Origin of the sequence: Microcoleus sp. Pol14D4 (assembly GCF_036701245.1) — a bacterium.
Classification (GTDB): domain Bacteria; phylum Cyanobacteriota; class Cyanobacteriia; order Cyanobacteriales; family Microcoleaceae; genus Microcoleus.
The window spans coordinates 124,492-150,089 of record NZ_JAUBQM010000002.1; the positions used below are offsets into that span (position 1 = coordinate 124,492).

The 25,598-nt window shown below is 45.9% G+C and carries 21 protein-coding genes and 1 pseudogene; 9 read left to right on the forward strand and 13 right to left on the reverse strand.

Annotation, left to right across the window (positions count from 1 at the left end; all coding sequences use genetic code 11):
* Positions 1–486: pseudogene (locus tag QUA33_RS01765) on the forward strand (WD40 repeat domain-containing protein); the annotation flags it as partial.
* A 125-nt stretch (positions 487–611) separates the two neighbouring features.
* On the opposite strand, the gene QUA33_RS01770 reads toward QUA33_RS01765, so the two are convergent.
* The 3 genes from QUA33_RS01770 to QUA33_RS01780 all read right to left on the reverse strand — a co-directional run bounded on the left by QUA33_RS01770 (position 612) and on the right by QUA33_RS01780 (position 7,970).
* Positions 612–926, reverse strand: a complete 315-nt coding sequence (locus tag QUA33_RS01770; RefSeq protein WP_333145993.1) for a hypothetical protein — start codon at positions 924–926, stop codon at positions 612–614.
* Between the two features lie 461 nt (positions 927–1,387).
* Positions 1,388–3,547: a caspase family protein gene (locus QUA33_RS01775; protein WP_333145995.1), complete on the reverse strand. Its 2,160-nt coding sequence runs from the start codon at positions 3,545–3,547 to the stop codon at positions 1,388–1,390.
* Between the two features lie 88 nt (positions 3,548–3,635).
* Positions 3,636–7,970 carry an nSTAND1 domain-containing NTPase gene (locus tag QUA33_RS01780; protein WP_333145997.1) on the reverse strand — a complete coding sequence of 1,445 codons (4,335 nt, stop codon included), beginning with the start codon at positions 7,968–7,970 and terminating at the stop codon, positions 3,636–3,638.
* A gap of 453 nt (positions 7,971–8,423) precedes the next feature.
* On the opposite strand from QUA33_RS01780, the gene QUA33_RS01785 reads away from it, so the two are divergent.
* Positions 8,424–8,903, forward strand: a complete 480-nt coding sequence (locus QUA33_RS01785; protein WP_333145999.1) for a hypothetical protein — start codon at positions 8,424–8,426, stop codon at positions 8,901–8,903.
* Between the two features lie 74 nt (positions 8,904–8,977).
* Here the strand turns inward: QUA33_RS01785 and QUA33_RS01790 are convergent, their stop codons facing one another.
* The 6 genes from QUA33_RS01790 to QUA33_RS01815 all read right to left on the reverse strand — a co-directional run bounded on the left by QUA33_RS01790 (position 8,978) and on the right by QUA33_RS01815 (position 14,813).
* Positions 8,978–9,880 (reverse strand): peptidoglycan-binding protein, encoded by a 903-nt coding sequence (locus QUA33_RS01790; protein ID WP_333146000.1) that lies wholly within the window; start codon positions 9,878–9,880, stop codon positions 8,978–8,980.
* Positions 9,881–10,019: 139 nt separating this feature from the next.
* Positions 10,020–10,865 carry a glycoside hydrolase family protein gene (locus tag QUA33_RS01795; protein WP_333146002.1) on the reverse strand — a complete coding sequence of 282 codons (846 nt, stop codon included), beginning with the start codon at positions 10,863–10,865 and terminating at the stop codon, positions 10,020–10,022.
* Positions 10,866–11,372: 507 nt separating this feature from the next.
* Positions 11,373–13,700 carry a S8 family serine peptidase gene (locus QUA33_RS01800; RefSeq protein WP_333146004.1) on the reverse strand — a complete coding sequence of 776 codons (2,328 nt, stop codon included), beginning with the start codon at positions 13,698–13,700 and terminating at the stop codon, positions 11,373–11,375.
* A complete protein-coding gene (locus QUA33_RS01805) occupies positions 13,700–13,936 on the reverse strand; it encodes a hypothetical protein (RefSeq protein ID WP_333097125.1) in 237 nt (78 codons plus the stop codon). Before QUA33_RS01805 ends, QUA33_RS01800 begins: the two co-directional genes overlap by 1 nt.
* Positions 13,911–14,309 carry a transcriptional regulator gene (locus QUA33_RS01810; protein WP_333146006.1) on the reverse strand — a complete coding sequence of 133 codons (399 nt, stop codon included), beginning with the start codon at positions 14,307–14,309 and terminating at the stop codon, positions 13,911–13,913. Before QUA33_RS01810 ends, QUA33_RS01805 begins: the two co-directional genes overlap by 26 nt.
* A 186-nt stretch (positions 14,310–14,495) precedes the next feature.
* On the reverse strand, positions 14,496–14,813 hold the full coding sequence (locus QUA33_RS01815; protein ID WP_333146008.1) for a type II toxin-antitoxin system HigB family toxin: 318 nt from the start codon (positions 14,811–14,813) through the stop codon (positions 14,496–14,498).
* 213 nt (positions 14,814–15,026) lie between these two features.
* On the opposite strand from QUA33_RS01815, the gene QUA33_RS01820 reads away from it, so the two are divergent.
* The 3 genes from QUA33_RS01820 (at position 15,027) to grxD (ending at position 16,478) form a co-directional block, all read left to right on the forward strand.
* A complete protein-coding gene (locus QUA33_RS01820; protein WP_333146010.1) occupies positions 15,027–15,650 on the forward strand; it encodes a hypothetical protein in 624 nt (207 codons plus the stop codon).
* Between the two features lie 42 nt (positions 15,651–15,692).
* The gene (locus tag QUA33_RS01825) at positions 15,693–15,953 is read left to right on the forward strand and encodes a BolA family transcriptional regulator (RefSeq protein ID WP_333146012.1); all 261 of its coding nucleotides are present in this window, start codon (positions 15,693–15,695) and stop codon (positions 15,951–15,953) included.
* Positions 15,954–16,154: 201 nt separating this feature from the next.
* Positions 16,155–16,478 (forward strand): Grx4 family monothiol glutaredoxin, encoded by a 324-nt coding sequence (gene grxD / locus QUA33_RS01830; protein ID WP_333146014.1) that lies wholly within the window; start codon positions 16,155–16,157, stop codon positions 16,476–16,478.
* 307 nt (positions 16,479–16,785) lie between these two features.
* Here grxD and QUA33_RS01835 read toward each other — a convergent pair whose 3' ends face one another.
* Entirely contained in the window at positions 16,786–17,040 is a 255-nt protein-coding gene (locus QUA33_RS01835; RefSeq protein ID WP_333146016.1) for a DUF6761 family protein, read from the reverse strand.
* 595 nt (positions 17,041–17,635) lie between these two features.
* Here QUA33_RS01835 and QUA33_RS01840 point away from each other — a divergent pair.
* Positions 17,636–18,370 (forward strand): response regulator transcription factor, encoded by a 735-nt coding sequence (locus QUA33_RS01840; protein ID WP_333146017.1) that lies wholly within the window; start codon positions 17,636–17,638, stop codon positions 18,368–18,370.
* 26 nt (positions 18,371–18,396) lie between these two features.
* Here QUA33_RS01840 and QUA33_RS01845 read toward each other — a convergent pair whose 3' ends face one another.
* Together QUA33_RS01845 and QUA33_RS01850 are read right to left on the reverse strand one after the other, a co-directional pair.
* Positions 18,397–18,747 (reverse strand): 4a-hydroxytetrahydrobiopterin dehydratase, encoded by a 351-nt coding sequence (locus QUA33_RS01845; RefSeq protein ID WP_333146019.1) that lies wholly within the window; start codon positions 18,745–18,747, stop codon positions 18,397–18,399.
* Between the two features lie 265 nt (positions 18,748–19,012).
* A complete protein-coding gene (locus QUA33_RS01850; RefSeq protein WP_333146021.1) occupies positions 19,013–20,380 on the reverse strand; it encodes an aldehyde dehydrogenase in 1,368 nt (455 codons plus the stop codon).
* 163 nt (positions 20,381–20,543) lie between these two features.
* On the opposite strand from QUA33_RS01850, the gene QUA33_RS01855 reads away from it, so the two are divergent.
* Positions 20,544–21,464 (forward strand): glycine betaine ABC transporter substrate-binding protein, encoded by a 921-nt coding sequence (locus tag QUA33_RS01855; protein ID WP_333146023.1) that lies wholly within the window; start codon positions 20,544–20,546, stop codon positions 21,462–21,464.
* Between the two features lie 132 nt (positions 21,465–21,596).
* Here QUA33_RS01855 and QUA33_RS01860 read toward each other — a convergent pair whose 3' ends face one another.
* Positions 21,597–23,870 carry a bifunctional (p)ppGpp synthetase/guanosine-3',5'-bis(diphosphate) 3'-pyrophosphohydrolase gene (locus QUA33_RS01860; protein WP_333146025.1) on the reverse strand — a complete coding sequence of 758 codons (2,274 nt, stop codon included), beginning with the start codon at positions 23,868–23,870 and terminating at the stop codon, positions 21,597–21,599.
* Between the two features lie 450 nt (positions 23,871–24,320).
* Here QUA33_RS01860 and patD point away from each other — a divergent pair, with 450 nt between their 5' ends.
* Both patD and QUA33_RS01870 read left to right on the forward strand, forming a co-directional pair.
* The gene (patD, locus tag QUA33_RS01865) at positions 24,321–24,719 is read left to right on the forward strand and encodes a heterocyst frequency control protein PatD (protein ID WP_333068814.1); all 399 of its coding nucleotides are present in this window, start codon (positions 24,321–24,323) and stop codon (positions 24,717–24,719) included.
* Between the two features lie 45 nt (positions 24,720–24,764).
* Complete coding sequence (locus QUA33_RS01870; protein WP_333097139.1) at positions 24,765–25,349, forward strand: zf-TFIIB domain-containing protein; 585 nt, start codon at positions 24,765–24,767, stop codon at positions 25,347–25,349.
* Positions 25,350–25,598 lie beyond the last annotated feature (249 nt).

Below are 25,598 nucleotides of genomic sequence, written 5' to 3' on the forward strand. Positions count from 1 at the left end.
AACCTGCAAACCCAAACAGAAATCAAAACCCTCACTGGGCATAGCAGTTCGGTCAATAGCGTCGCCATAAGTCCCGATGGCTTAACATTGGCTTCTGCTAGCGATGACAACACCATCAAACTGTGGAACCTGCAAACCCAAACAGAAATCAAAACCCTCACTGGGCATAGCAGTTCGGTCAATAGCGTCGCCATAAGTCCCGACGGCTTAACATTGGCTTCTGGTAGCTATGACAAGACAATCAAACTGTGGAATCTGCAAGCCGGAAAAGAGCTCAAAACCCTCACCGGGCATAGCAGTCTGGTCCTCAGCCTCGCATTTAGTCCCGATGGCTTAACATTGGCTTCTGCTAGCGAGGACAAGACCATCAAACTGTGGACTTGGGATGTCGATCGGCTGATGGCATTAGGGTGCAACTGGATCAGCGATTATCTCAGAACCAACCCGACAGTGAGACAAAAGGATAAACAGATGTGTTCTGATTAGCTCCACCACAAATAAATAAAAGATTAATGATTATTAAGAGTAAGTATTTGGACAGAATTAATTACATAAAATATACCTGAAAATCTCGCCTAGTCAAGAATATTTATGTAATTAATTTTTTCCGGTTACGGACGAGTAGGAGTAGGAGACGGATGAGGAGAATGAGGAGTAGGAAAAGGCCCGGGAAAAATATCACTCCCGGGCCCAGATGCCTCATTAGGTGATGGTTTCCATTTCGGTGTCGGTGTCGGTGTCGGTGTCGGTGTCGGTGTCGGTGTCGGTGTCGGTGTCGGTGTCGGTGTCGGTGTCGGTGTGTCGTGAACTTTCGGGGGGACAGTACCAGATTCAGAAGCCGGGTTTTCACCAGCTTCATGAAAATTTTTATTCGGTTGACAATTTGAGTTCTTGTCGGTATTTTCCTGGGTCGATTCTTCTGTCATTTCTGGTACCTTCTTTTCGGGTAAAGTGTTAATACAACTTTTGAAATGTCTATTCTGTTATGCAGGAAATTTATCCTCAATCGGATTTTTCCTGAGTAAATGCCTTCAATAATTTAGATAGGTTCTACTTCTGCTATCTTATGCACTCATCAACGGTATGTCTATCAGGACTCGTCAGAACATCATTGACCTCTTTTCAACTTTAATACAGTTTAACATCGATCGCTCCAGTGGTTAGATAACTGAGCCGAAACTGCGTCGAGAGTATCGCAACCCTCACGGGGCATAGCAATGCGGGTCTATAACGCAATACGTTTGGCTTAGCGAAAGCCTGTCATTGCTCGACATGAGAGCAATTCCAGTATCTATTTTTCACATCCTGAAAGCCGATCGGACTGTCTTAACCCAAGCATATTGAAATAGGACTTAGGCAAAAACAGCCAGCCAGCAAGATGGGCGCACTAAATTTTTTTCACCACCACTTCCACTTTTTCCGTCGTCCATTCTTCACTCGCATTAGTGACAACTGTAATCTTTCGCTGAGGGTTATCTTCATCCACAACCGCCGCCAATAATTGTTCCAACGCATTGGTAGGTTCTTGATTACCAAACCCTTTGCGAGATTGGTCTAACGCTGGCAATTCCAAGAATTGAAAATTGGTTCCATTTACTGTTGCAAATACTTTAATTACATTTCCTGCTTCCTCATAATTTTGTGGCAATGAGAGTTTGAGTTCTCTTCTTATGTTTTGTCCTGGTTCTACCACCTCATAACTAGCACCGTCGGGATAGAATTGGGAAATGCTAAAATCAGCATCAAAGTTTAAGGCAACAATATTTAAAGTTCGATTAGATTCATTACGGATTATTAAATCAACGCCTTTTTCCTTTTCTTCCAATACAGGTACTTTACCATCAGCATTCAAAACTACAGGTTGCCGTTTGACTGATTTAACCACTTCAACTTTAAGTTTGCCATTTAAAGTAGCAAAAGCATCTTCATTATCCAAATCCAAAATAGTTTCATATCTGCCAACATGGATTAAGCGATTAATTAACTTTTTGGTGGCTTCAGGTTCATCGATATTAATGGGAAACAGCAGATTTTTGATCGGTTGCTTTTGAGCATCTAAAATCAAATATTCGCCTGCTGAATTTAGAGAAACAAAATAATCGACATTCTCATCTTTTTCTTCCTCTGAACAGAATTCTATCCAGAGATGACCTGGCACTTTTGTTTGCTTGAGGATGTCTGGAATTAATTGTACATTTACACGCGAAGATTGCGGTAGCGGGTCAGGCAAAATAACCCGAACTTTGCGAATTTGTTTTAACCCTGGAGTTAAATAAACAGCAGGTGAACCTATTTCAATTATTCCTTCTTTTAATTTAGGATAGAGTTCTCTGGTTCTAAATTCGTTGTGTAGTTCTATTGGTTCTGCCCAACAGTCAGATGCTCCCAATTCTACTACTTTAACTGTGGCAATGCGGTGGTTGTCATCTTCAAAATCCTTCGTTCTGAATTTAAAAATATCAAATTCTGCTCCTTCTTTAATACTGCTAGCTTCACCGATTTGCAATTGCACTTGGTTTTGGGGAACATCTACTTGCATCACTGGTACGGTGCGGATAGCGCGGGGAACAGGTACGTTACGCATAGGGGATACGCCAGAGGTAAAGGAGACGGATTGAACGCTAAAGAAATTGCGATTTGTCTCACCAATCAACATAGGTGTTTGTCGGGCAAACTTATTGTGAACTAGATTATAAATGCGATTAAATAGGTCTTCTACAGTAAAATCAGTGCCAAATTGTCGCAAAGCTTTTAGTAAAAAATAACTTAAAGCGCCGTTGCGTTCCGTTCCTTCAAAAACTCCTTCAAAAGCCAATTCATTATCGCGACAAGCTGCTATTAAAGTATAACCTTTTGGTTCTGGTAATAAACCACTGACAACGGTAATATTGCGGCTATGTTCGGTTAAACTTTCCCAATTTTGTGCTAATTCTTGCAGTGGTGCAACTAAACTATCAGTTGGTCGGGAAGTTTTGTCAATAAAACCGCCACCGCGTACACTCAATTCTTCTGTTTCCATTTCTCTGGTTGCGCCACCGGAATGACAGCTATCAAGTACCAGAGTTACAACTAACTCTTTTTCCACCATTTCTTCGAGAAGTTTAGCAAATTCTAAGTCGCGTAAATAGCGGGAATTAGGTTGACCGATATCGGTGGGAACTAAGGCTTCATCTAAACCCATAGAACCCTTGACATCTTCAAAAATTGTTTTCGCCCGTCCGCCGTGACCGGAGTAGTGAATATATACTCGGTCTTGAGGTTGGGCTTTGGCGGTTAGTTCTTTGAATTTGGCGACGATATTTTCATAGGTGGGTAAGAGTTCTGGCGGTTCTTGGGGTTGGTTGGGATTGTCGGAAGCAGTCGCGGTGAGTTTGATAATTTGGTCTGGTGTGAGGTTGAAGGTGTCTTTTAAATAAGTTTCGACGTTGTTAATATCCCGCACGCATCCCCGCAAGTTTTTGTAGTAGTTACCTTCTGGTAAACGGTGGGGGAAGTAGAAATTGATACCGATGAGGAGGGCGTGGAAATTGGGGGTTTGGTTAGTCATGGTTGTTGGTGGGTAAGGGGTTTGGGAAAGGTTTTATTTTTATCTAGGAGTGAATCGGGGTTTTTATGCAGTTCTCCATCTAAAATTATCAAAGCTTTTTACATAAATCTTGTTTTATTTCCAGGGCATCTGCGTCATAAGGATTAGGTATGAGGTAATTGTCTATGAAATTGCATCCTTCCTTGAGTGAATAATTAAAATCTAACTGCCACAGTTTCACTTTACTGTCCAGACTGCCAGTGACCAGCAGCTTGCCATCGGGGCTGAAACTGACCCGCCAAACCGTGGCTGTAAGCCCGCTGAGAGTTTTAATTTCTTTGCCAGTGGAGGTATCCCACAGTTTCACTGTCTTGTCAAAACTGCCAGTAGCCAGCAGCTTGCCATCAGGGCTGAAACTGACCGCAAAAACTATGCCTGTATGACCGCTGAGGGTTTTAATTTCCTTACCAGTGGAGGTATCCCACAATTTCACTGTCTTGTCATCGCTGCGAGTCGCCAGCAACTTGCCATCGGGGCTAAAACTGACACCGCTAACTAAGTCTGTAAGCCCGCTGAGAGTTTTAATTTCTTTGCCAGTGGAGGTATCCCACAGTTTCACTGTCCCGTCAAGACTGCCAGTGGCCAGCAGCTTGCCATTGGGGCTGAAACTGACACGCCTAACCGAGTCTGTATGTCCGCTGAGAGTTTTAGTTTCTTTACCAGTGGAGGTATCCCACAGTTTCACTGTCTTGTCACTACTGCGAGTTGCCAGCAGCTTGCCATCGGGGCTAAAACTGACACCCCTAAACAAGTCTGTATGTCCGCTGAGAGTTTTAATTTCCTTACCGGTGGAGGTATCCCACAGTTTCACAGTCTCGTTATCACTGCCAGTGACCAGCAGCTTGCCATCGGGGCTGAAACTGACCCCCAAAACCTTGCCTGTAAGGCCGCTGAGGGTTTTAATTTGTTTGCCGGTGGAGGTATCCCACAGTTTCACTGTCTTGTCATCACTGGCAGTAGCCAGCAGCTTGTCATCGGGGCTGAAACTGACCGCATTAACTTTGTTTTTATGTCCGCTGAGGGTTTTAATTTCTTTGTTGGTGGAGGTATCCCACAGTTTCACGGTGTTGTCATCGCTGCCAGTGACCAGCAACTTGCTATTGGGGCTAAAACTGACATCCCAAACTCTGTCTTTATGCCCGCTGAGGGTTTTAATTTGCTTGCCGGTGATATCCCACAATTTCACTGTCTTGTCATCGCTGCGAGTCGCCAGCAACTTGCCATCGGGGCTAAAACTGACACCCATAACCGAGTCTGTATGCCCGCTGAGGGTTTTGATTTGTTTGCCGGTGGAGGTATCCCACAGTTTCACTGTCTTGTCATTACTGCCAGTGGCTAGCAACTTGCCATCGGGGCTAAAACCGAAATCTATAACCGCGCCTGTATGCCCGCTGAGAGTTTTAATTTCTTTGTCGGTGGAGGTATCCCACAATTTCACTGTCTTGTCATCACTGGCAGTAGCCAGCAGCTTGCCATCGGGGCTGAAACTAACCCGCCTAACCGAGTCTGTATGCCCGCTGAGAGTTTTAATTTGTTTGCCGGTGGAGGTATCCCAAAGTCTCACTGTCTTGTCATTACTGCCAGTAGCCAGCAGCTTGCCATCGGGGCTAAAACTGACAGTCCAAACCCAGTCTGTATGACCGCTGAGAGTTTTAATTTGCTTGCCAGTAGAGGTATCCCATAGTTTCACAGTGTTGCCATAACTGGCAGTAGCCAGCAGCTTGCAATTGGGGCTGAAACTGAAATCGTTAACTCCGTCTTTATCGCTGAGGGTTTGAATTTGCTTGCCGGTGGAGGTATCCCACAGTTTCACGGTGCCGCCATCACCGCCAGTAGCCAGCAGCTTGCCATTGGGGCTGAAACTGACAAGATAAACCTCGCTTGTATGTCTGCTGAGGGTTTTAAGTTGCTTGCCGGTGGAAGTATCCCAAAGTCTCACTGTCTTGTCATTACTGACAGTAGCCAGCAGCTTGCTATTGGGGCTGAAACTGACCGCATTAACCACGTCTGTATGTCCAGTGAGGATTTGAATTTGCTTGCCGGTGGAGGCATCCCAAAGTCTCACTGTCCTGTCATCACTGGCAGTAGCCAGCAGCTTACCATTGGGGCTGAAACTGACAGCATTAACCTTGCCTGTATGGCTGCCCAAAGTATTTGGTGCTGCTACATTGGCAACTGTGTTTAATAATGACAGCTCTACATAGGTGCGGGTATCAGTGTCTACCCAAGGTGTACGTCGCATTTGTACAACGGCTTTTAAACTGGTTTTGAGCGCTTTTGAGCCATCGAAATTTAACAGCCCGTCGGAATATTGAGCCAGAGAATTAATTTGATTGATAGCAGCACGCCACCAACCAACACCAGCTAGTCCTGCTAAACCCAAAGCGATCGCCGAAAAGCCACTTAGCCCAATAATTGTCAGCCGCCGCCTGCGTTGCTCCTTTTGTCTTTCTCTATCCCGTTCTTTAACACTAAACTGAATAAAATCTCGCTCCTCCTGCGTCATTTCATCGGCACGTTGACGCAACCAATCTTCCGCCACAGTCAACGGCACACCCCGCAACATTGCCCCAGAGTCATGGTTGTTATTTTTCCACTCGCGTAACGCCACCTTCAGCCGTTCTTGCCAAGTCCGAAACTGACGGTTAGCATTTATCCACTCGCGGAGATTTCCCCATTGCCGAATTAGGGTTTCATGCACCAATTCTACGGTATCTTCCTGTTCTTGCCGTCCCGTCACTACCAAACGCGCTTGATATCCAGCTAAATAACTGACCAAATTCCAGTTATCTTCCCCTACTTCTGCACGGCTAGCAACGCGCCTGGTATCCTCCGTTCCTTCCCCCGGACGCACTAATTGCACAAATATTCGCTGTGTCTGTTTTTTCTCGGTTTCACTCAGTTTTTGATAAACCTGTTCGGCATGATTGGCAATTGCTTTTTTTACCCCGCCAATTTTCTCATAAGCTTGGTGAGTTAATTCTCGGTTTATTTGCTTTTCCCATAACCGAGTTACGGCAAATTCTAATAATGGCAAATTTCCCGGTTCTTCCTCGACATCATCAAGAATGCGTTGGGTTAATTGTGCCTCAAATTCTACTTCCAGCTTTTGGGCAGGTAATTCAATTGCTGCCTGTAATTCCTCCCATTTCATAGAACTGAGTAACTGCGGTGTATACTCCTGCAACGCATCCCGCAACGGACGATAAGAAAGCGCATAACCGTAAAAGTCAGCCCGTAAAGCCAAAACTAATGTAATATTTTCTTGTGCAATAGCCGTTAGTAAACCATCAGCGAAATGTTCCTGTTCTTTTTTTAGCTGAGAAAAAGTGTACAGTTCCTCAAATTGGTCTGCAACTAACAACAACCGTTTACCTGGGTTGCGATCTAAAATGCGAGAAACGAGTTGCTGCAAAGTGATTCTACCGTTTCGCAAATCACCGGCTAGCCCCATTGTTTCCCGCAGTTGTTGAGTTTCACCTGCTTCGGGTTCTAATTGTCGCACTAAGGCAAAAGCTAACTGCACAAACGGTTCTTTGCCCGGACGGAAAGATTCAATTAACCAGTTTCCCTCTTTTCGCAATTGGGGAATTAATCCCGCATATACCACAGAAGATTTACCGCTGCCGCTTGGCCCAACCACTGCTACCAAAGGTTGTTTGTGCGTTACTTCTACTAAATTACTGACAAATTTTTCCTGTCCGAAAAAGAAGTCGGCATCTTCTTGCCCAAAGGCAGATAATCCTTGGTAAGGATTGGGCGGAATCACATCTTCAACAGCAATTACACCCTGAGCAATCGGAGAATCAATTAAATTCTTTTTCTTGAAAACAGGTGTTTCCTGCTCTCGGAAACTCATCATCTGCGAACAACCTAACTCGTAGGATTCTTCGAGCGTATATCCAGCAGCGATCGCATCATAAAACCCTACAGCAAAGGCAAGGGCTGCTCGATCTCCCACGGCTCGATTCATGCCAATGACATAATTAACGTATTGGCTAATTGCCTCGGCCTGTACTTCGGAATAACAAGCATTGAGAATTACACAACCTACACCTTTTTTGGCAAACAATTTAAACATACTGGCGAGGGCGTTTGTCTGCACCAGCGCCATTTTTCCGGTATCGTCTTCTAGGACAATTCCATCTGCTCCAGCACCATGTCCGCAAAAGTGGACTATGTTGGGTTGATAATCTAAAATAGCTCGGTAAAAGTCACGGGAACGCACGGCCCATTTTTGTTCTAATTTATACTGATCTCGCTTATTTGCCCGCCGCAATCCTTCCTCAATTTCCCGTACTTCTTGCTCCAATCGCAGGGGAACGGTATTGGTAGGATTGGCTGCCAGAATTAAAATTGTTTTGACTGTGTTGTTGTTAGTCATGAACTCGGGAATTGATCGGGTTTTCGGGAGCTTTTACTTCTGTTTGCTTAAGGAGAATTCTTTTACTTAAACTGATAAAAATCTTTGTATTTCTATACGGTTCAGTCTTAGTATACCCACTGGCAATAAAATCTTTGCTGCGCGTTAAGTAACTTTACAGTGTGAGAAAATGTAAAGCTATCATAACCAGTGGGATTGATTTGCTTGAGTTATTCAACAAATTTAACTGTGTTTGCTTTATTTCCGGTTCGATAGTAACTTTCTGACGATTTAAATGTTACATACTTAGCAGCAGTTTGATGGGACGATCGCACTTTTTTAAAGAATGGTTAAGATTGCCGATGTGTAGCTAGGCATTCGTTAAGCTATATTGACGGGTTTTTACTCATCAGCTTCGCAAGCAAAGGATAATCAGCAATATTCTAGTTAACCATAGTCGGGAGACAAGTAATCATGGCAGAAATTGAAGTTCTTGTAGAAAGTTTGTGGGAACTTGATGAGGATCAGCTAGCAGCACAAATTGGCGATCGCGCTCAAGCCATAGGGGATGATGCGGCTGGACTTGGAACCAGAGGAATAGACTCAGCTTCGCTGGATTCTATTGATGTGAATGTGGCGGCTAGAGCATCGATCGATCCCAAGCTCCTAGAAGCTGGCCAGCGGCTGTTCGATCGCGTAAATCCCTTAGTTTACGATCTGATGTGCAAACCCCTGGGAAACGATCCGCAGACTCAGAAAATCCTGGATGAAGCCATCGGCCAGAATTACACTAAAGCTGCTGGGATGTTAGCTCCTGTTCTAATTTCTGGACTGGGACTTGCTCCTGCTATTGCTACTCTCTTGGCTACTTTAATTGTCAAAAAGATTGCCAATTATACCGCTACTGGAATTTGTGACACTTGGAAGCAAACCCTGCCCAAACCCGCAAGCTGAGCTATAAACGGAACTTCCACCGAAGGCGGAGGAAGTTCTGTTGCAGGTTTGGTCAACTCGATCGCGCTAACACCTCAAGCCATTTGTTCGCGGGTTTTGAGAGCCACAATTCCGTCGGGTTTCAAACCTTTTTTCTGCTGAAATTCCTTGACGGCTGTATCTGTTGCCGGCCCAAATTCACCATCAACCCCAACTACAACGCCAGCCTTTTTCAAGCCTTCCTGAAGCTTGATTACATCTGAGCCTTCCATTCTGGGCATCGCCAAGCGCAACGTTCTGGGCTTGTCATCCCACGGCGCTTTAGCAAACCCTTGAGCAGGCGAGCGATTGAGTGCATCCTCGGTTTGGGGGCCAAAGCCGCCATCCTCGCTAATCTTTGCATCCGGGTTGTTCTGATTCCAAAGCTGCTGAAATGCGAGTATTGAGTTACTGCGAAGATCGATCGTCCCGTCGCCTATGTAGTCGAAGTGAGGCGGATCGCCCGGTAATGGATGCCAGCCATATTCCATCAAATAAGATTCCCAGCCTCTGGCATCTTCAATGTCGATCGCTAGCCCTGTTTGGTGATTGCTGGTGCCTGGTGGCGCTACAGGATTAGAGTTGTTGAAGCGATCGTTATACAATAACATTTGCTGGGCGATCGTGCGGTAAGCAGAGTTCACCTGCATCGTTTGACCTCGATCTTGAATGGCTCTCTGAAGTGCCTCTTTTGCCGGGGTTTGTACGTAGGGAAAAGCTGCCTCCAGCAAGTCTACATTAAGGTCATCAAAACTGACAAAGGCATCTGGCATCATCAGTTGTAGTTGATAAATCAACTGTTGAGATAAGCCATTGACCACCGCAGTCGAAGACATGGGGGCATCTTGGAGCAATCCCGGGAAACTGCCTCTAACTTCCAACATATCCCGTTGGACAAATTCTTCACAGGCTTCGATAATTACAGGTTGATTAAATAGGATGTCGCTTGAGTTACTCATGGTTTTATCCAATCAATTTGAATTTGGTCAGTCCTAGATTCATAAACTCTATCCGTAGGCGATGCACACCGCACCTTCCCTCCACAGAGCTTGTGAAAATTACTTGATTGTGTCAGTCTAATTGGTTACACAATCGATTTTATAGTCCCAATTTTTTGCGTGTGTGGACACCGACAACACCATCCGCCGTTAGCCCTTTTTGCTGTTGAAACTGTCGCACAGCGCGATCGGCATCTTTACCAAAAACGCCATCTGCTGAAACATTTATTCCTGCCGCGATCAGGGCTTCTTGCACTTGACGCACATCCTCACCTTGCATTATTGGCTCGGTAAGTGTGAGAACCCGAACTTCAGGCATTCCTAAAAACAGAGCTTGCTCGGCCAAGCGCCTGCGTGTCAGCCCTGGCCAGGGTTCACCATTGACTTTATTCCACACAGGAAACTGATTGGCTGCTCCTTGATAATCCCCGTTGTTCAATAGCTTCAGAAGAGTTGAACCTCCAAAACCTTCTGTTCCTGGGCCCACGTTGAAACAGAAGCAAACCAGTGCAGAAAACTGGTTGTCATCGATCTCAACTTCAACGGCATCCTCAACGTAGGATTCAAACTTTTCTAAATCTTCCCTCAGCAATTCTTCTGCTTGCGTTTGGCTAATAGTCAGTTCTGGATAAACATCATCGCCCGTGTGTCCGTAACCAATTGTCCAAACTCCACCGCCATCATCATAAGCAGTGAGTTCACATCCTTCAAAGGTAGTGAGAAGCTTGAAACCTTCTTGATTGATATGCTTTGAACCTCTTGCTTCTACAACATCAGGAGGCTGTTCGTCTGGAGGATGAATATGATATGTTTTAGCCACACTGAAGCTTAAAGCATCAATTAATGCTTTTACTTGCCCATTAGTTTCCGTGACTTTAATAGCTAGGTCGTCTTTGATTTCGTATACGCGACCATCGCCGAAGAGTTCCAACGATCTTTTTGGCATTTGAGTTTTTCCTTTTTACAAGGTAGGTTCAGTCAAAAGAGGCACCTTGAAGATCCGAACGCAAAACTTTTGGCTATTTTGAAAATGAGTGAAAAGACTCTATTAATTAATGATTTCGATCAAAAGTCTTAGCTTGACGGGTAATTTGGTTATTATATAGGTCTGTTCCACAGTAATGTTCGCGATTGGCGCAAACCTTTACAAAAATTCATTCACCTTGACAATCGGCTTACCGAATATCTCTGATTCACTACGCGCAGTTTTGGCTCATATTCCGCCGCTGTAACTCATCTTATTGCAATAGTCCGGAAAGTTTTTAATTCGCAGTCTGAAACCCTGGATTTCCGGGAAAGTAACTCGATATGTAAAGCTATCATCGCAAGAGCGATCGCTTCGTCAGGACTTACGCACAAAGTGCTTTGACTCGCCGCGAATTATAGCGGCTTCAGTCCTCGGATTTTATGAGGACTGAAGTCCGAACGCTCGAACCAGTTTTACTGTTCTTAGCTACACAATGTAAGGAGAATCGATCGCCTTTGCCCGATTAACCGCCACCAAAGTCTGGTAAATCAAAACCGAAATCTCACCGCGGGTGATATCCCGCTGCGGCGAAAGCCAATCGCGGGAAGGATAATTAACCACAATCTTCAAAGCAGTTGCTGTGGCGATCGCACTCAAAGCATAATTAGGAATTTGAGAACGATCGATATAAACTTTCAAAGAATCAGGATTGCCGCCCTTAAGTTCCAAACCGTTAACCAAAGACACGATCGCGTCAGCCTTAGTTAAATTCTGATTCGGGCCGAACTTCAACCCCGGAAACCCCGCCAAAAAACCCCCCCGATTTGCCCGTTCGATCGCACTTCTCGCCCAAAAAGTAGCAGAAACATCAATAAAATTTGTAGCCGGCACCCTCGGAATCGGACTAAACGCACTCACCAACAGCGCCGCATATTGAGCGCGGTTTAAACTGTCATCAGGCCTAAAAGAACCGTCAGGAAAACCGCTAATTATATTCGCCGCAGCCAAAGCTTCAATAAACTTCTGTGCCCAATGTCCAGAAATATCGCTGAACACCGCACCCCCGATATTCGGATTGCCGCCGCCCTTTCTCACCGCAGCTTGCACAGCTTTAAAAGCATTCACTTTCCCGTAACCAAACCAATCGCTGCGGCCGTTGTTAGGATCGTAATTTCCCATGCGATTGCCCAACTGGGGATCGGGATCGGGATCGACAATTTTTTCAGCAGTTTGTTCGAGAATTCCCCGCACTTCCCGCGCCGTCAAACGGGGGTTAGCCGAAAGTATCAACCCTGCAACCCCAGCGACTACAGGAGTGGCGCTGGAAGTGCCACCAAAGGTATTCGTGTAGTCCCCCGAATCGTAGCCGGCAACTCCGACTCGATCGGCAGTAAACACCCCCAAACCGGGCAAATACTGCGTCACCTCCGGCGGCGTGCCGATAAATCCGGTTTCTGGCAACCAAGTTCCCGGCGGTGCGTTGTTGCTGGGGGCGCAAACCGAGATGCTGCTGCCCCAATTGCTGTAGGCTGCTTTTTTGTTGAGGGAAGTGGAAGCGCTGACGGCAATTACGTCTGGGTGAACGGCAAATCCTGCCAGCCATCTAGTTTGACCGCCCAGGATGTTGTTGGGCCAGCCTTTTTCGTTAACAGTACCGTTGACTGGGCGGTTGGCATTCCCCGCCGCGAACAGAATAACGCAGCCTCTGCCGCCCCGCCCTTGGGTTGCTGCTTTGGTGATGACCGCACTCTGGCGCAGGGAAAGGGGATAGTAAACTGCTGAAGGCCCCCAACTGCAAGAAATGACGGCGGCCCCTTTTTCGATCGCCCAATTAAACATTTTTTCGACAGAATCGTCATCGAGAAAACCCGTGGTACGGATGGGCATCAGGGCGCATCCGGGGGCGACGCCGACAATGCCTTTGCCGTTTTCTTCAGCAACAGCGACGCCTGCACAACTTGTGCCGTGGTTGTCTGAGTCTGCGACTGGCATCGGGGAAGTGTCGCCGTCTTTGAAATCGATGGGTGAGACGATTTTGCCTTGGCCTTGAAAATCTGGGTGGGTGATGTCAACTGAATCGTCGGCAATGGCAATTACGATCGCTCGAACTCCGCGAGTCATGTCCCAAGCTGGTTCTGCATAAATTTGAGCACCGCCGACAAGTTGGTTGCCGCCTTTGTTGTTGAGATACCACTGTTTGGGATAAAGCGGATCGCGGGGCGTGTAATGCTGCTGCGTCTCTACTAAAATGTTGGGTTCCGCTACCAGAACTTCTGGATATCTTGTCAGGCGGTTGGCAATTTTGACCGGGTTTTCTGTTGCTTGTTTTGTGACTTCGCAGACGAACGTGTTGGGAATTCCTTCAACTGGCCGGACTATTTTTAAAGCTGCTGCATTGGCGATCGCCTTTCGCGATTGTTCGTCTACTTGTTCGGCAAATTGAATCGTAATTTGGTCGGTTAAATAAAAGAATGTACTCGGATTGTTCGCGGGGCAATAGACGTGGCTGGCAAAAGCTACGGCATCGCTGGCGCGGGCTGCTTGCATTGCTGCTTCTAGGTTAGAGGGCGCAACGAGATATTCATCGAGATTGCTTTGGCCGATGCGGCGGTTAAGTTTTGCCGCAGTTGTTGCAGCCCAATCGTTTGAGGCTGATGCTGTTGATGAGGGGCGGACTGTAAAGCGATCGTCCGCTTTTGACAGCAGCAATTCGTCGCCGCCACGCTGCAAAATCACTGCCAGACTTTCTTCGGGAACTCCGATACCTTGATAATTTTGGAGAGTCTCGGAGGTTGGTTTGCTTGGTTGTACCATCAGAAATGTTCCTGTTTGATTTTGATGCAGTTTAACCAAACATATTTATAAACTATTAGGGATGTTTCTACCATGCGGGGTTTGAAGCTGTAACTAACAGCGGTAGCTTTTCCATCAGTCTGCGTCGGACTTAGTTTGTGCGATCGCGTTGCTAGCGGTTTCAACCGCCGAGTCTTTTTCGAGATCAGCAAGTTTTTCAGATAAACACGCTCAAATAAACACGCTAGGATTAACATTAAAAAATTCTCCCAGCGCCTTAGCTTGCGCCTTGCTAATCGCCCGTTTCCCATTAACCACCTCAGAGACTACTCCTTTGGAACCAATCACCCCCACTAAATCGGCTTGTTTGAGTTCGCGAACTTCCATGAGATGCAATAGAACATCCTGGGGAGTCGCTTCTGGAATTGGGTAATATTTTGATTCGTATTCTTCGATCAACAGCCCCCAGAGACTCAGTAAAGTTTCTTCTTCTAGTGTTAATTCTTCTTGGGAAATCAGAGATCCTAATTCTGCGAGGGCAAGATCGTAATCTTCTTCGTTCAGGATGGGCTTAGGCTGCGATTTCGCCAGCAGTTGACCGTAAGCTATTTTTTCAATTGTGATGTTCATAGTTCATTCAATTCTTTATGACAACAAAAGGAAGAAGAAAGCAGGAAGAATATTGTCCTGAAGTTTCTCCGAGGTGGGTGTTTGTTTCTCGGTGTCATGCTTTTAACCATTGGAGTTAATGTTTTTGATTTGTTATTGAACACATCAGGGAATCGCTAAGGATTTCCCGATGTATTTAGGGGAATATCAACCTATTTTTTGCTTAACTTCATCTTCATCATTCCAGTTAATTTTGCTATATTCGGCATGGGTTAAAAACTTCTTAAAAAGTACATATCCGGTGCTATAGTTAATTTGTACAATTAATCTATAATGTTTACCTTTAATATTAAAAATAGTATATCCATAGACTTGATCGACCGATTTAGAATACCCCTGTCGGATCTCTTCTAGCGATTTCCAATCGTTGTCTTCCATGACCTTGCACCAGGCTGCGATCGCACTTGGGACATCACCGTAGGCTTCGATCGCACTCAGAAGATTTCTTGTGGACTTTAGTCTCATTCCAGTACCGTTTTTTAAACGACACCTCTATGTTCTCATACTGAGAACGTTCTGTCAAGTCTCTACTTTAATTTTTCCTAAAGAGCCTTTTGCCCGATCGCACCCTTTGACATTTCAACAAATTTGGTTTACACTTAGCCGGTTGCGATCGCCAATGGTAAGATCGGCTCAAGCTAAATATTTTTTTAAAGCGCACAGGCGCAATGTAATTTCATGGTATACTCTGGAACTGTTTGCTGGCTTCGCTCCACTGCCCGGATTACGATCGGGGCGATCGCAGCTTTTACCCTGTTGCAACCGCTCCAAGTCCAAGCACAACAACCTTCTGGGCCAGAGAACCAACCGCAAGTCGAACCCGCCGACGACCCCACAGACCCCAACAATCTTCGCCCTCTGACGCAAGACAGCAGCCTGCTGAGCGTCCAAGGAGGCCAGCGTTTGATGACAGAAGCCAGCAGTGCTATTTCCAATCAAAATTACGCACTAGCTACTCAAAAACTCCAAGAATCCCGCCAAATTTTTAATCAACTGTCCAACTTCTATCAACAACTGGGTAGCAGTTTTGCCGGAATTGACATCCGCTTGGCCGAAAGCCACCGCACCAAAGCTGTAGAAACAGCCCAAATGCGCGACGAAGCTACCTACCGGCTGGCGTTGGTACACCGGGCACAAAATAAACCGGAACTGGCTGTGCCCCTGTTAATTCAGATTATTCGATCGCAGCAGCCAACTCGCGACTTGGGCAAGAAAGCTTACCAGCAGTTACTGGAATTGGGTTTTGTGGATTCGCCCTTTCCCCGGCCTGCCAGCAGTCAACCGAGCTCATCGAAAAAATAGTTCCACTAAAATCTAAATTACAGCCGTTTATCACAGAAACCAATGGTTACACCATCTCAAGTAGCAGAAATGATTAAGGCAGGGTTGCCCGACGCTAAAATACAAGTTGAGGATTTGACCGGCGGCGGTGACCACTACCAGGCGAGAGTCGTCTCTGCAGCCTTTGAAGGAAAAAGCCGAGTACAGCAGCACCAACTGGTCTACGGCGCTCTCAAACAGGCAATGGCTAGTGAAGCCATCCACGCTTTGGGCTTGGAAACCTTAACTCCCGCAGAATGGGAAGCTAAAAATCAAGTTGCTTAATGGTTGACTTCCTAGTGGGTATCACAAATTTGTGCTTTTGTCAATAGTGGGTTGAGAGACAACTACTACACTTACGCACAAAAAGCAAAGAAACCGGGTTTTTCAACCGGAATCTATGGCTGTAACGAGAGATTTTCGTAAAAAACCCGGTTTCTGCCTCAGTCAACGTTTAAAAATTTTCAAACAATATTAGGAGCTACCATGAGTACAACAGCACATGAAAGAATTGACGAGTTGGTTAAGCAAAACAAAATCATGGTGTTTATGAAGGGCAATAAGTTAATGCCCCAGTGTGGTTTCTCTAATACTGTGGTGCAAATTCTCAATACTTTGGGAGTACCTTACGAAACTGTTGATGTTTTGGCAGACCAGGAAATTCGTCAAGGCGTTAAAGAGTATTCCAATTGGCCGACAATTCCCCAAGTTTATATCAACGGCGAGTTTATTGGTGGCTCGGATATTATGATCGAGATGTATCAAAAGGGCGAATTGCAAGAAGTTGTAGAAGTGGCTTTGGCTTCTTAAATTAGACAGAAAAAACATATCCCCGACTTCTTAAAGAAGTCGGGGAAATAACAGCAATAGGGTTTTACGTTGAATTAAGTTAATTTACTTAATTACTTATGTCCAGGCAGAGCCGGGGAACGCACTGCGGTCGGCTAGACCTCGAATTTTTAGGCTCCGAAAGCGAGGCAGAGCCTCTGGACATCGGTTCCCAGGCCGAGCCAGGGAACCAGTTAAAATTCCCAATTCCCAATTCCCAATTCCCAATTCCCAATTCCCAATTCCCAATTCCCAAATCATCAAGGGTTTATCAAACCGAATTTGCTATTTAATAGTAGTCTGATTCAGCCTGTGTCTGTGTCTGTGGCATTGCAAAATTGGAGGGGTCGTGTATGTAACGCGCTGCTTCTTCCTCTAGTCTGTGAATCAGATAGGGTTCCAGACCGTTGGAATGCCGCAGGGCTGCTAAATAGCCGTCTAAGTAAAGCCGCAGGTCATCGAAGCGATAACCTCTATTCCACATTTCGACGAGGGCGTCGGTGAGTTTTTGGTAGTGCCGGATTGTTTGGGTGTCTTGTAGCATGGTATGAGCTTGAAATCCTTTGTGGTTTGTATAATGACGGCGGGATTTAGGAATGGCCTCGATTGATGCTGAGTGGCTCAGCTTGAGGCTATTTCTAAATAAAAGTTTTTACCCTGCTCAACAGGCTACCCTCCATAAAAAATTTCACTCGTTGCAATGCAGTTGCTCGACTTTTTGCGCGCACCTAGATTATTCGCTGTGCGTTTAATGGAGTCGGGATGTGGCTGAATTTGACGGTCAAAGTGGCTGAGTGTTCCGGCTACCGAGCGAACGGTTGGAGGAATTCTAGTTTCACTTGCGCGATTTGTCAACCTCCTGAGAGTGGGGGCTGGGTCGGGGGGATCGCTTTTAGCAGGCGGTTGGGGCATGGGGTCGATCGGCTTTACACTGTCTTATTTTCATTGTAAGCTCATCGCCAGAATGATTTAACCTTTCTGCAGGCTGACCCTGCCAAATTAACCCAATCTTTAAAATTTCTACCCTAGGTATGTCCGCTGCTTTAAATGCAGCTCATGCTTGAGTAGCGATGGTTACAAAAGCTTGACAAAAGCTCTGTTAACCTTGTAGCAATTAGTGATATGGGAAGCTCGCCTCTGTGGAATCTGCAAGTATTTCAATTGTTGAAGGGAATCCGCACCTGCGATCGCTCTTGGGCTGGCATCTACAGCAAGTCGGTCACTGGGTGCACCAGTCAGCGGATATCAGTCACGCTAGGGAAATATTTTTCAGCCGCCAGCCAACCCTAGTCATTCTGGATGCCCAATTGCCGGATGGGGACGGTTTGGAATTTTGCAACTGGCTGCAACAGCAGCAGCAGTCGCTGATTTTGATGCTGTCGGCGCGGAATTCGGAATCGGATATTGTTGAAGGTTTGAAGGCGGGGGCAGACGATTACCTGACTAAACCCTTTGGGATGCAAGAATTTATGGCGAGGGTGGAAGCTCTGATGCGCCGCAACCGCACGATGATACCGCCGGCGACGCTGGAGTGCGGGCTGCTGAAAATTGATTTGGTGCAGCGCCGAGTCAGGTTGTACGAGGAACATATTGAGCTGACTCCGCAGGAATTTAGCCTGCTGTACGTGCTCGCTCAAGCTGGAGGAGTGCCGCTGTCGCGCTCGGATTTGCTGCGGAGGGCGTGGCCAGATGCGATTGATAACCCCCGGACGATCGACACTCACGTACTCTCTCTGCGTAAAAAAATCGAAATCGACCCGCGACAGCCGAGCCTGATTCAAACTGTACGGAATGTCGGCTACCGACTGAATCTGGAGTTGTTGAATGGGAATCAACGGCTTTCTCCGCTGGTACCCGGAGCTGTGAGTTCTTAGACTACGATCGAGCTATAAGTCTGATTTTATTTTGAGAATTGATTGGCGATCGCATCGGTTTTCGCGGCCATAATAAAGTCATTGCGGTGCAGTCCAGAAATCGCGTGAGTCCACCAAGTAACGGTAACTTTTCCCCACTCGGTTAACAGTGCGGGGTGATGTCCTTCGGTTTCTGCTGCTTCGCCGACGCTGTTTGTAAAGGCGATCGCACTTTTGAAATCCGGGAATTCGTAGGTGCGTTCTATTTGGGGAATGCCATTTTTTTCGATTAAATTCCAGTCGGGAATTTGAGGTTTTAGCTGGACAATTTCGTAAGCTGTGAGGCGGGGAGAGTTTGGGCGGCAGGCGGCACAGCGTTCTTTTGCTAAAGGTTCCATAAATTGCTTGTTAGCGATCGGATGCTAAAAGATATTATAAACATTTCTAATGTGGATTATTTTGGACGGCAACGGTTTTTTAGGAGTGACGTAGAGATTGTGATGGAAATCGTTCAAAAAACAGATGAGCAATCATTTAAATTTTATGGAAATAATCGTTCTCGGTGCAATCGCTTGACCGATAATATCAGGAAGGGGCGGGTTGATTTGGCTATCTTGCTGATATTGTAAATGTTGGTGAACCCGCCCCTGCAAGTGCGATCGCTCAACCGATCGCCTTTTTAATCAAATCCAACTTACCCTTATAAGGAGCATAACGCCATTTCAAGTCAAGCCAAAATGACTTTTGCAGCACGCTTTTGTAATGAGAAAAAGTATTAAAACTCGCTTTGCCGTGATAACTCCCTATCCCGCTTTCACCAACTCCTCCAAACGGCAAAGCTGTCACCCCGAATTGCATGACAGTATCATTTATGGAAACTCCCCCAGAAGAAGTTTCCCGCAAAACTCGCTCTTGTTTTTCTTTATCCTTCGAGAACAAATACAAAGCTAATGGTTTAGGACGGGCGTTGATTTTGGCGATCGCCTCCCCAAAATTTTCATACTCCAAAACTGGCAAAATCGGTCCGAAAATCTCATCCTGCATCACCGGCGAATCCCAGGAAATATTATCTATAACCGTCGGTGCAATATATCTATCTTCCGGCGTAACTTTCCCGCCGACGACAATTTCTCCATCTTTAATAAACGCACTCAAACGTTCCAATTGCTGCTGATTTATTATTCGGGAATAGTCGGGACTTTTTTGCGGGTCGTCGCCGTAAAATCCGTGAATTGCTGTTTTAATTGCCTCAATCAAATCTGGTTTAACTTTTTTATCAACTAACAGGTAATCTGGAGCGACACAAGTTTGACCGGCATTGATGAATTTGCCCCAGGCAATGCGTTTAGCAGTGTATTCAACTTGAATATCTGAGTCTACAATGCAAGGACTTTTGCCACCCAATTCTAATGTGACAGGTGTCAGGTGTTTAGCAGCAGCTTCCATGACTATTTTACCGATTTTTGTGCCGCCTGTAAAGAAGATGTGGTCGAATTTTTCCGCTAATAATTGTTGGCTGATTTCGACTCCTCCTTCGACGGCTGCTACGTAGGCGGGATCGAAGGTTTTGGTAATCATATCGGCGACAACTTCCGACGTGTGCGAGGCGATTTCAGAAGGTTTGAGGATGGCGCAGTTGCCGGCGGCGATCGCCCCGACCAAAGGTGATATCATTAGCTGAAATGGGTAATTCCAAGGCCCGATGATTAAAACTACCCCCAAAGGTTCTGGGTAAATGCGGGCCGATGCTGGGAATTGATCGATCGAAGTAGGCACTTTTTTCGGCTTGGCCCACGATTTGACATTTTTGATGGCATAATTAACTTCTGCTATCGCAGCAATTTCAAAATAAGCCTCGTACTCCGGCCTGTTCAAATCAGCCTTGACAGCATCCACAATCCGTGATTGATAGGAAGCGATCGCACTTTTGAGATTCTTGAGTTGTTCGATCCGAAAATCCACATCCTTAGTTTTCCCAGTCGCAAAAAATTGTCGCTGCTGGTGGATAATATCGCTGACTCTGATTACCATATTTATTGCTCCATGTCTATCAATAAATGTTACAACAGGAAAACGGAACTTGGGTAAATTGCGATCGGTGTTAAAGTGCAGACTTATTGAAGAAGTCTGCGATCTGGGCTTTATGTTATAACGTATAAGGTATTAAGTGTAGATTTTTAATGTGAGTTAAGTCATGAAAATCTCTAAGAACGATTTTTTTTTCTATTCCTGCTGGCTGCTTTGCTTGCTTGCAGTAGCAGGATGTACCTCTAAACCCCAAAAGCAAGTTGTCATCTGCTCGAAAGATTTTACCGAACAAGTCATCCTCGCAGAAATTTTAGCACGCCATATCGAAGCTAAAACAGATATCAAAGTAGAACGAGAACTGAATCTCGGAGGTTCGCTTTGCCATCAATCCCTAACAGCAGGTAAAATCGATTTGTACGTCGAATACACAGGTACTGCTTACGCCAACCTGCTCAAACAGAAACCGATTTCTGACCCCAAAAAAGTCCTCGATTACCTCAAGCAAGAATATCCCAAACAGTTTAAAGCTGAGTGGACGGAACCGCTGGGATTTAATAACAGTTTTGCGATTATTGTCCGGGGAGACGATGCCAAAAAACTCAATTTACAAACTCTTTCGCAACTTGGGAAAGCTTCACCTAACCTCCGGGCTGGTTTCGGCCCAGAATTTAAGGAGAGAGAAGATGGATTTCCCGGATTAGCTAAAACTTACGGGATTAAGTTTCGAGAAGAACCGAAGGAGTTGCTGTTAGGATTGCTTTATCAAGCGCTGCAACAAAAAGAAGTAGATGTGATTGCTGGTAATACGACGGACGGTTTGATTCAAAGTTTAGGTTTAGTAGTTCTCAAGGATGACAAGAACTATTTCCCGCCCTACGAAGCAGTTCCGGTTGTGCGATCGCAAATTTTGGAAAAATACCCGGAATTGCGTCCAGTCCTCGCAGAACTGGGCGGCAAAATCTCCGAGGAGGATATGCGACGGCTCAATTATCAAGTTGATAAGAAACAGCAAGAAGCTGGAGAAGTAGCCCAGGACTTTTTGCAGCAAAAGCTGGGCGAGTCAAAGCCAGTAAGTCCGCCAAAATAAAGGGTTTCAATGTTAGTATATTCCCACGTCAAGTTAATTTGCCAAGCTGCAAATTAAGATTTTAGATTCAACAATTAGGAACGTGGGATAAGGTGCGCGGCGCGCACCCTACAATACACTTAGGCTTTCCTCTTAAGTCCCTTCACTGAGCCGGCGCAAATTCAAAATATCGCTCATCTTTTTAATTTGCATACAAGTGCGCTCGAACTGTTGTTTATCCTGGATATCCATGCACAAGTCAATTAATGCGGGCAATCCTGGATATGTTTTGACTTGAGCGCTGCGGACGTTTACTTGGTTGTCCTTCAAATGCGATAAAACATCATTGAGAACTCCCACTCGATCGAGGGCTTCAATTTGAATGTTAACCGGATAAGTGTTGGGTCGAGATTCATTGCGGTTGCTGGAATTCCAACTCACAGGAACCAACCGATCCCCAGGTACGCTCTCAACATTTGAACATCCTTGCCGGTGAATCGAAATTCCGCGAGTGCGAGTCACAACTCCAATAATTGCTTCCCCAGGAATCGGACAGCAACAGCCGGATAAATGGTAGAGCAATCCCTCTACACCTGCGATCGGCGATTTGCTCGGAGACGAACTCGGTAATGGTTTCGGTGTCGTCGATGCAGGTATTAGCTGGGGCACTTCCTGCCCTCCTGCGGGAGCAGCTTCAATTTTTTGCTGCACTTTTACTAAATCTCGCAGTCGATTTACTACGAGATTTAGGGTGACTTCGCCGTAGCCCAAACCGGCGATTAAATCTTCGACGCTGTGGTAGTTGCAGCGCTGAGCCACCGATTGCATGGGCTCAGATTTTAGCAAAGATTCCAAGCCATTTTTACCTAATTCTTTTTCCAGCAATTCCCGGCCGCGAGCGAGATTTTCATCTCGGTGCGATCGCTTCAACCACTGGCGAATTCGGTTTTTAGCTCCGTTTGTCTTGACAAAATTCAACCAGTCGGAACTCGGATGACCATTTTTTTGGGTCAAGATTTCTACAATATCGCCGTTCTTTAAAACCTTATCTAGTGTTACCATTCGCCCGTTGACTCTCGCACCGGTGCAGTGATTGCCAATTTCTGTGTGAATGCGGTAAGCAAAATCTACGGGAGTCGATCCGCTATTGAGAGCAATCACGTCTCCGTTAGGAGTAAAAACGTAAATATCTTCGTCGAATAAGTTGTCCTTAATACTTTGTAAATATTCGCGATCGTCTTTGAGGTCGCTTTGCCATTCGAGGAGTTGTCGCAGCCAAGTAAATTTCTCGTCGTCGCCGGTAACTGTTGTGTTAGAACCGCCAGTTTCTTTGTATTTCCAGTGGGCAGCAATGCCGTATTCTGCAATGTGGTGCATTGCTACGGTGCGGATTTGCACTTCGATGGGGCGGCCGCTGGTTCCGATTACTCCGGTGTGCAAAGATTGGTAGCGGTTGGCTTTTGGTAAACCGATATAATCTTTAAAGCGGCCGGGAATCGGGCGGAAAGAATCGTGGACGATCGCCAAAGCCCGATAACAGTCATCATTGGTTTCTACTATGATCCGCACCGCCGCAATATCGTACACTTGCTTAAACCCTTTTTGGCGGCGCTGCATCTTCGAGTAAATCCCGTACAAATGTTTAGGACGGCCGCTAACTTCATAGCATTTAATGCCTAAATTGTCAAGCCTTTCTCGCAAACAATCTGTGACTTCTGCGAGTTGAGTTTCTCGATCGGCCCGCTTCTCGGCCACCAATTCCTGAATTTCGCGGTAAGCTTCGGGTTCCAGGTATTTAAACGCTAAATCTTCCAATTCCCACTTAAAGCGGCCGATACCCAAACGGTTCGCCAGGGGAGCAAAAATATCTCGGGTTTCTAAGGCAATACTGCGCTGCTTTTCTTCGGACAAATGCTCCAAAGTTCTCATGTTGTGCAGCCGATCTGCGAGTTTGACCACAATGACGCGAATATCTTTAGCCATTGCTAGGAACATTCGGCGGAAATTTTCCGCAAGGCGCTCTGTTTTGCTGGAAAAATTAAACTTAGAAAGCTTGGTGACACCTTCAACCAACTGTCGCACTTCCGCGCCGAACCGCTGTTCTATTTCTTCGAGAGTAATATCTGTATCTTCAACAATGTCGTGGAGGAAGCCGGCGGCAATCATGACGTTGTTGCCGCCCATATACCTGAGTATTCCAGCGACAGCTACCGGATGGCAAATGTAAGGTTCTCCCGATTTGCGGTATTGTCCTTCGTGCAAGTCGCGGGCAAATTCAAAGGCCCGACAAATTAAGCTGTCGTCAGCCGAACAATTCGGGTTAGGGCCCCCATCAGGCTGCGATCGACTATTCAGGCATTCTTGCAGCCAATCGGGAACTACAGCAGGATCGATCGAAGGAGAGGGAGTCAGAGTGTTCGCGTTCATGGGGTACACCTTTAAAACTTAGAAATACAAATGGTTAAAAGCCGGTTTCCGGTTGAATTGCGGAAATTATGTGTTTAGCTATACTAAACTAATTGAATGCCACAATTTGCAATTCAAAAAAATAGTCGATTTTTCTGTTAACTATACCTATCTACTTCCGAGTCGCCCCCCCTCGCAGGTAGGAAAATATAGTGACACCACTGCCGCCGCAGTCTGTCGATCCGGTAAAATAAGCATATTTTGGCGGTAGCAGTTGAGGTAGCGGGGGCTCGGCATTTACCGGCAACGCTCAACAGAAAGCAGCAGCCAGAAGGGTAGAGTTAGGGCAGAAAATCGAAAAAAGTTCTCACAAAACAGGGAATTGCTCCAAAAACGCACGGCTTCCCTCCAGATGAGCAAACTTAAGTAAGTATCTACTTTGATTATAAATACAAATTTCTTTACAAAATCATGATATTGTCCGAAGACCGCCGCCAGTGCTACCAAAAATTACAGCAAGCACTAGAACAACTACAAAGAACTGCTGCACAGGATAATCTGGATCGGGCCGCGCTGGCGATCGAATACACAAAAGTGCAACAATTTTTCGGAAACCAAATTATGAGAGCCGAAAGCGATGAGTTAGACGCCTCAGAAACACCCCCAGAGCAGTCCTATTTGACGGAAATTCACAAGCAACTGCGGTTATTGGGGACAGATGTCACGTTTTTGCAAGCGTCGCGCCAGCCAGCGACAGCAAAGGCGAGGCAAACTGCGGCGATCGCGCGGCTTAACACGCTAATTGGCTACTGTGGCGCGCTGCTGCAAAAAAATTCTGGTTCTTCAGGGCCCGCCCAGATACAGAATTAATAATTGAATTAACAGGGAATTAATAAGGCAAGGAGAAATAAAGCGGTGGAATGTCCAAAATGTAAACATCCCAATTTAGAAGGCGGTACCTTAGCCGGCCGTATGTCGGTGCAGTGGTGTCCCAACTGTTACGGTATCTGGATTCCAGGCAGAGAATACGAAGCTTGGCAAAAAGAGCAGAGCCAGTGGTACAACAAATCCGAGAAGCCTGATGCGACAGGGACTCTCGGCATAGAATTCACCCCGTCTGTCTACGACAGCAAAGCAGCGCTGTGTCCCGAAGACGGTCACTATCTGTCGCGGGCGAAAGTTCCTTTCAGCAGAGTGCCCTTTTACATAGAGCGCTGTATGTTGTGCGGGGGCATTTGGTGCGATAACGGCGAGTGGGACATTCTCGAAAGTCTGGGATTCCACACCGAGATTGACAAGATGTTTTCTCCGAATTGGCAAGCTAAGGCCCGCGTGCAAGAACTCGCCTCTCGGGAACGTCAAGTGCTGACTGAAAAGCTGGGGCCGGATATCGCCGGATATGTGTTGGAACTCGCGGAAGTTTTAGCAGACCATCCTCACGCAGATTGTGCCGCTACTTACATACTGCGGAGAGCTGAGTTGAAGCGAAGGGAAATTTAGTCATTAGTCATTAGTCATTAGTTATTAGTCATTAGTTATTAGTTATTAGTTATTAATCGGGGGAGCGGCTTATGCACCAAGAAAACTCGGTTTGCAGCTAATTATTCTTTCATTGACTAACAGACTTTCAGTCTCTTGCCAATAAATAGTGACTAATAACTAACAATGACTACTCACAATGATTAATAAGTGACAACTGACAACCGAGGATTATATAACAAATAACAAATAACAAATAACCAATAACTA

Excerpts from the sequence above, each read along its gene's own strand:
- QUA33_RS01835 (WP_333146016.1), bottom strand. The coding sequence starts at position 17,040 with ATGCTACAAGACACCCAAACAATCCGGCACTACCAAAAACTCACCGAC.
- QUA33_RS01810 (WP_333146006.1), bottom strand. The coding sequence starts at position 14,309 with ATGAACATCACAATTGAAAAAATAGCTTACGGTCAACTGCTGGCGAAA.
- QUA33_RS01850 (WP_333146021.1), bottom strand. The coding sequence starts at position 20,380 with ATGGTAATCAGAGTCAGCGATATTATCCACCAGCAGCGACAATTTTTT.
- QUA33_RS01775 (WP_333145995.1), bottom strand. The coding sequence starts at position 3,547 with ATGACTAACCAAACCCCCAATTTCCACGCCCTCCTCATCGGTATCAAT.
- QUA33_RS01785 (WP_333145999.1), top strand. The coding sequence starts at position 8,424 with ATGGCAGAAATTGAAGTTCTTGTAGAAAGTTTGTGGGAACTTGATGAG.
- QUA33_RS01825 (WP_333146012.1), top strand. The coding sequence starts at position 15,693 with ATGGTTACACCATCTCAAGTAGCAGAAATGATTAAGGCAGGGTTGCCC.
- patD (WP_333068814.1), top strand. The coding sequence starts at position 24,321 with ATGATATTGTCCGAAGACCGCCGCCAGTGCTACCAAAAATTACAGCAA.
- QUA33_RS01770 (WP_333145993.1), bottom strand. The coding sequence starts at position 926 with ATGACAGAAGAATCGACCCAGGAAAATACCGACAAGAACTCAAATTGT.
- QUA33_RS01800 (WP_333146004.1), bottom strand. The coding sequence starts at position 13,700 with ATGGTACAACCAAGCAAACCAACCTCCGAGACTCTCCAAAATTATCAA.
- QUA33_RS01860 (WP_333146025.1), bottom strand. The coding sequence starts at position 23,870 with ATGAACGCGAACACTCTGACTCCCTCTCCTTCGATCGATCCTGCTGTA.
- QUA33_RS01795 (WP_333146002.1), bottom strand. The coding sequence starts at position 10,865 with ATGCCAAAAAGATCGTTGGAACTCTTCGGCGATGGTCGCGTATACGAA.
- QUA33_RS01805 (WP_333097125.1), bottom strand. The coding sequence starts at position 13,936 with ATGTTAATCCTAGCGTGTTTATTTGAGCGTGTTTATCTGAAAAACTTG.
- QUA33_RS01780 (WP_333145997.1), bottom strand. The coding sequence starts at position 7,970 with ATGACTAACAACAACACAGTCAAAACAATTTTAATTCTGGCAGCCAAT.
- QUA33_RS01845 (WP_333146019.1), bottom strand. The coding sequence starts at position 18,747 with ATGGAACCTTTAGCAAAAGAACGCTGTGCCGCCTGCCGCCCAAACTCT.
- QUA33_RS01815 (WP_333146008.1), bottom strand. The coding sequence starts at position 14,813 with ATGAGACTAAAGTCCACAAGAAATCTTCTGAGTGCGATCGAAGCCTAC.
- QUA33_RS01820 (WP_333146010.1), top strand. The coding sequence starts at position 15,027 with ATGGTATACTCTGGAACTGTTTGCTGGCTTCGCTCCACTGCCCGGATT.
- grxD (WP_333146014.1), top strand. The coding sequence starts at position 16,155 with ATGAGTACAACAGCACATGAAAGAATTGACGAGTTGGTTAAGCAAAAC.
- QUA33_RS01855 (WP_333146023.1), top strand. The coding sequence starts at position 20,544 with ATGAAAATCTCTAAGAACGATTTTTTTTTCTATTCCTGCTGGCTGCTT.
- QUA33_RS01790 (WP_333146000.1), bottom strand. The coding sequence starts at position 9,880 with ATGAGTAACTCAAGCGACATCCTATTTAATCAACCTGTAATTATCGAA.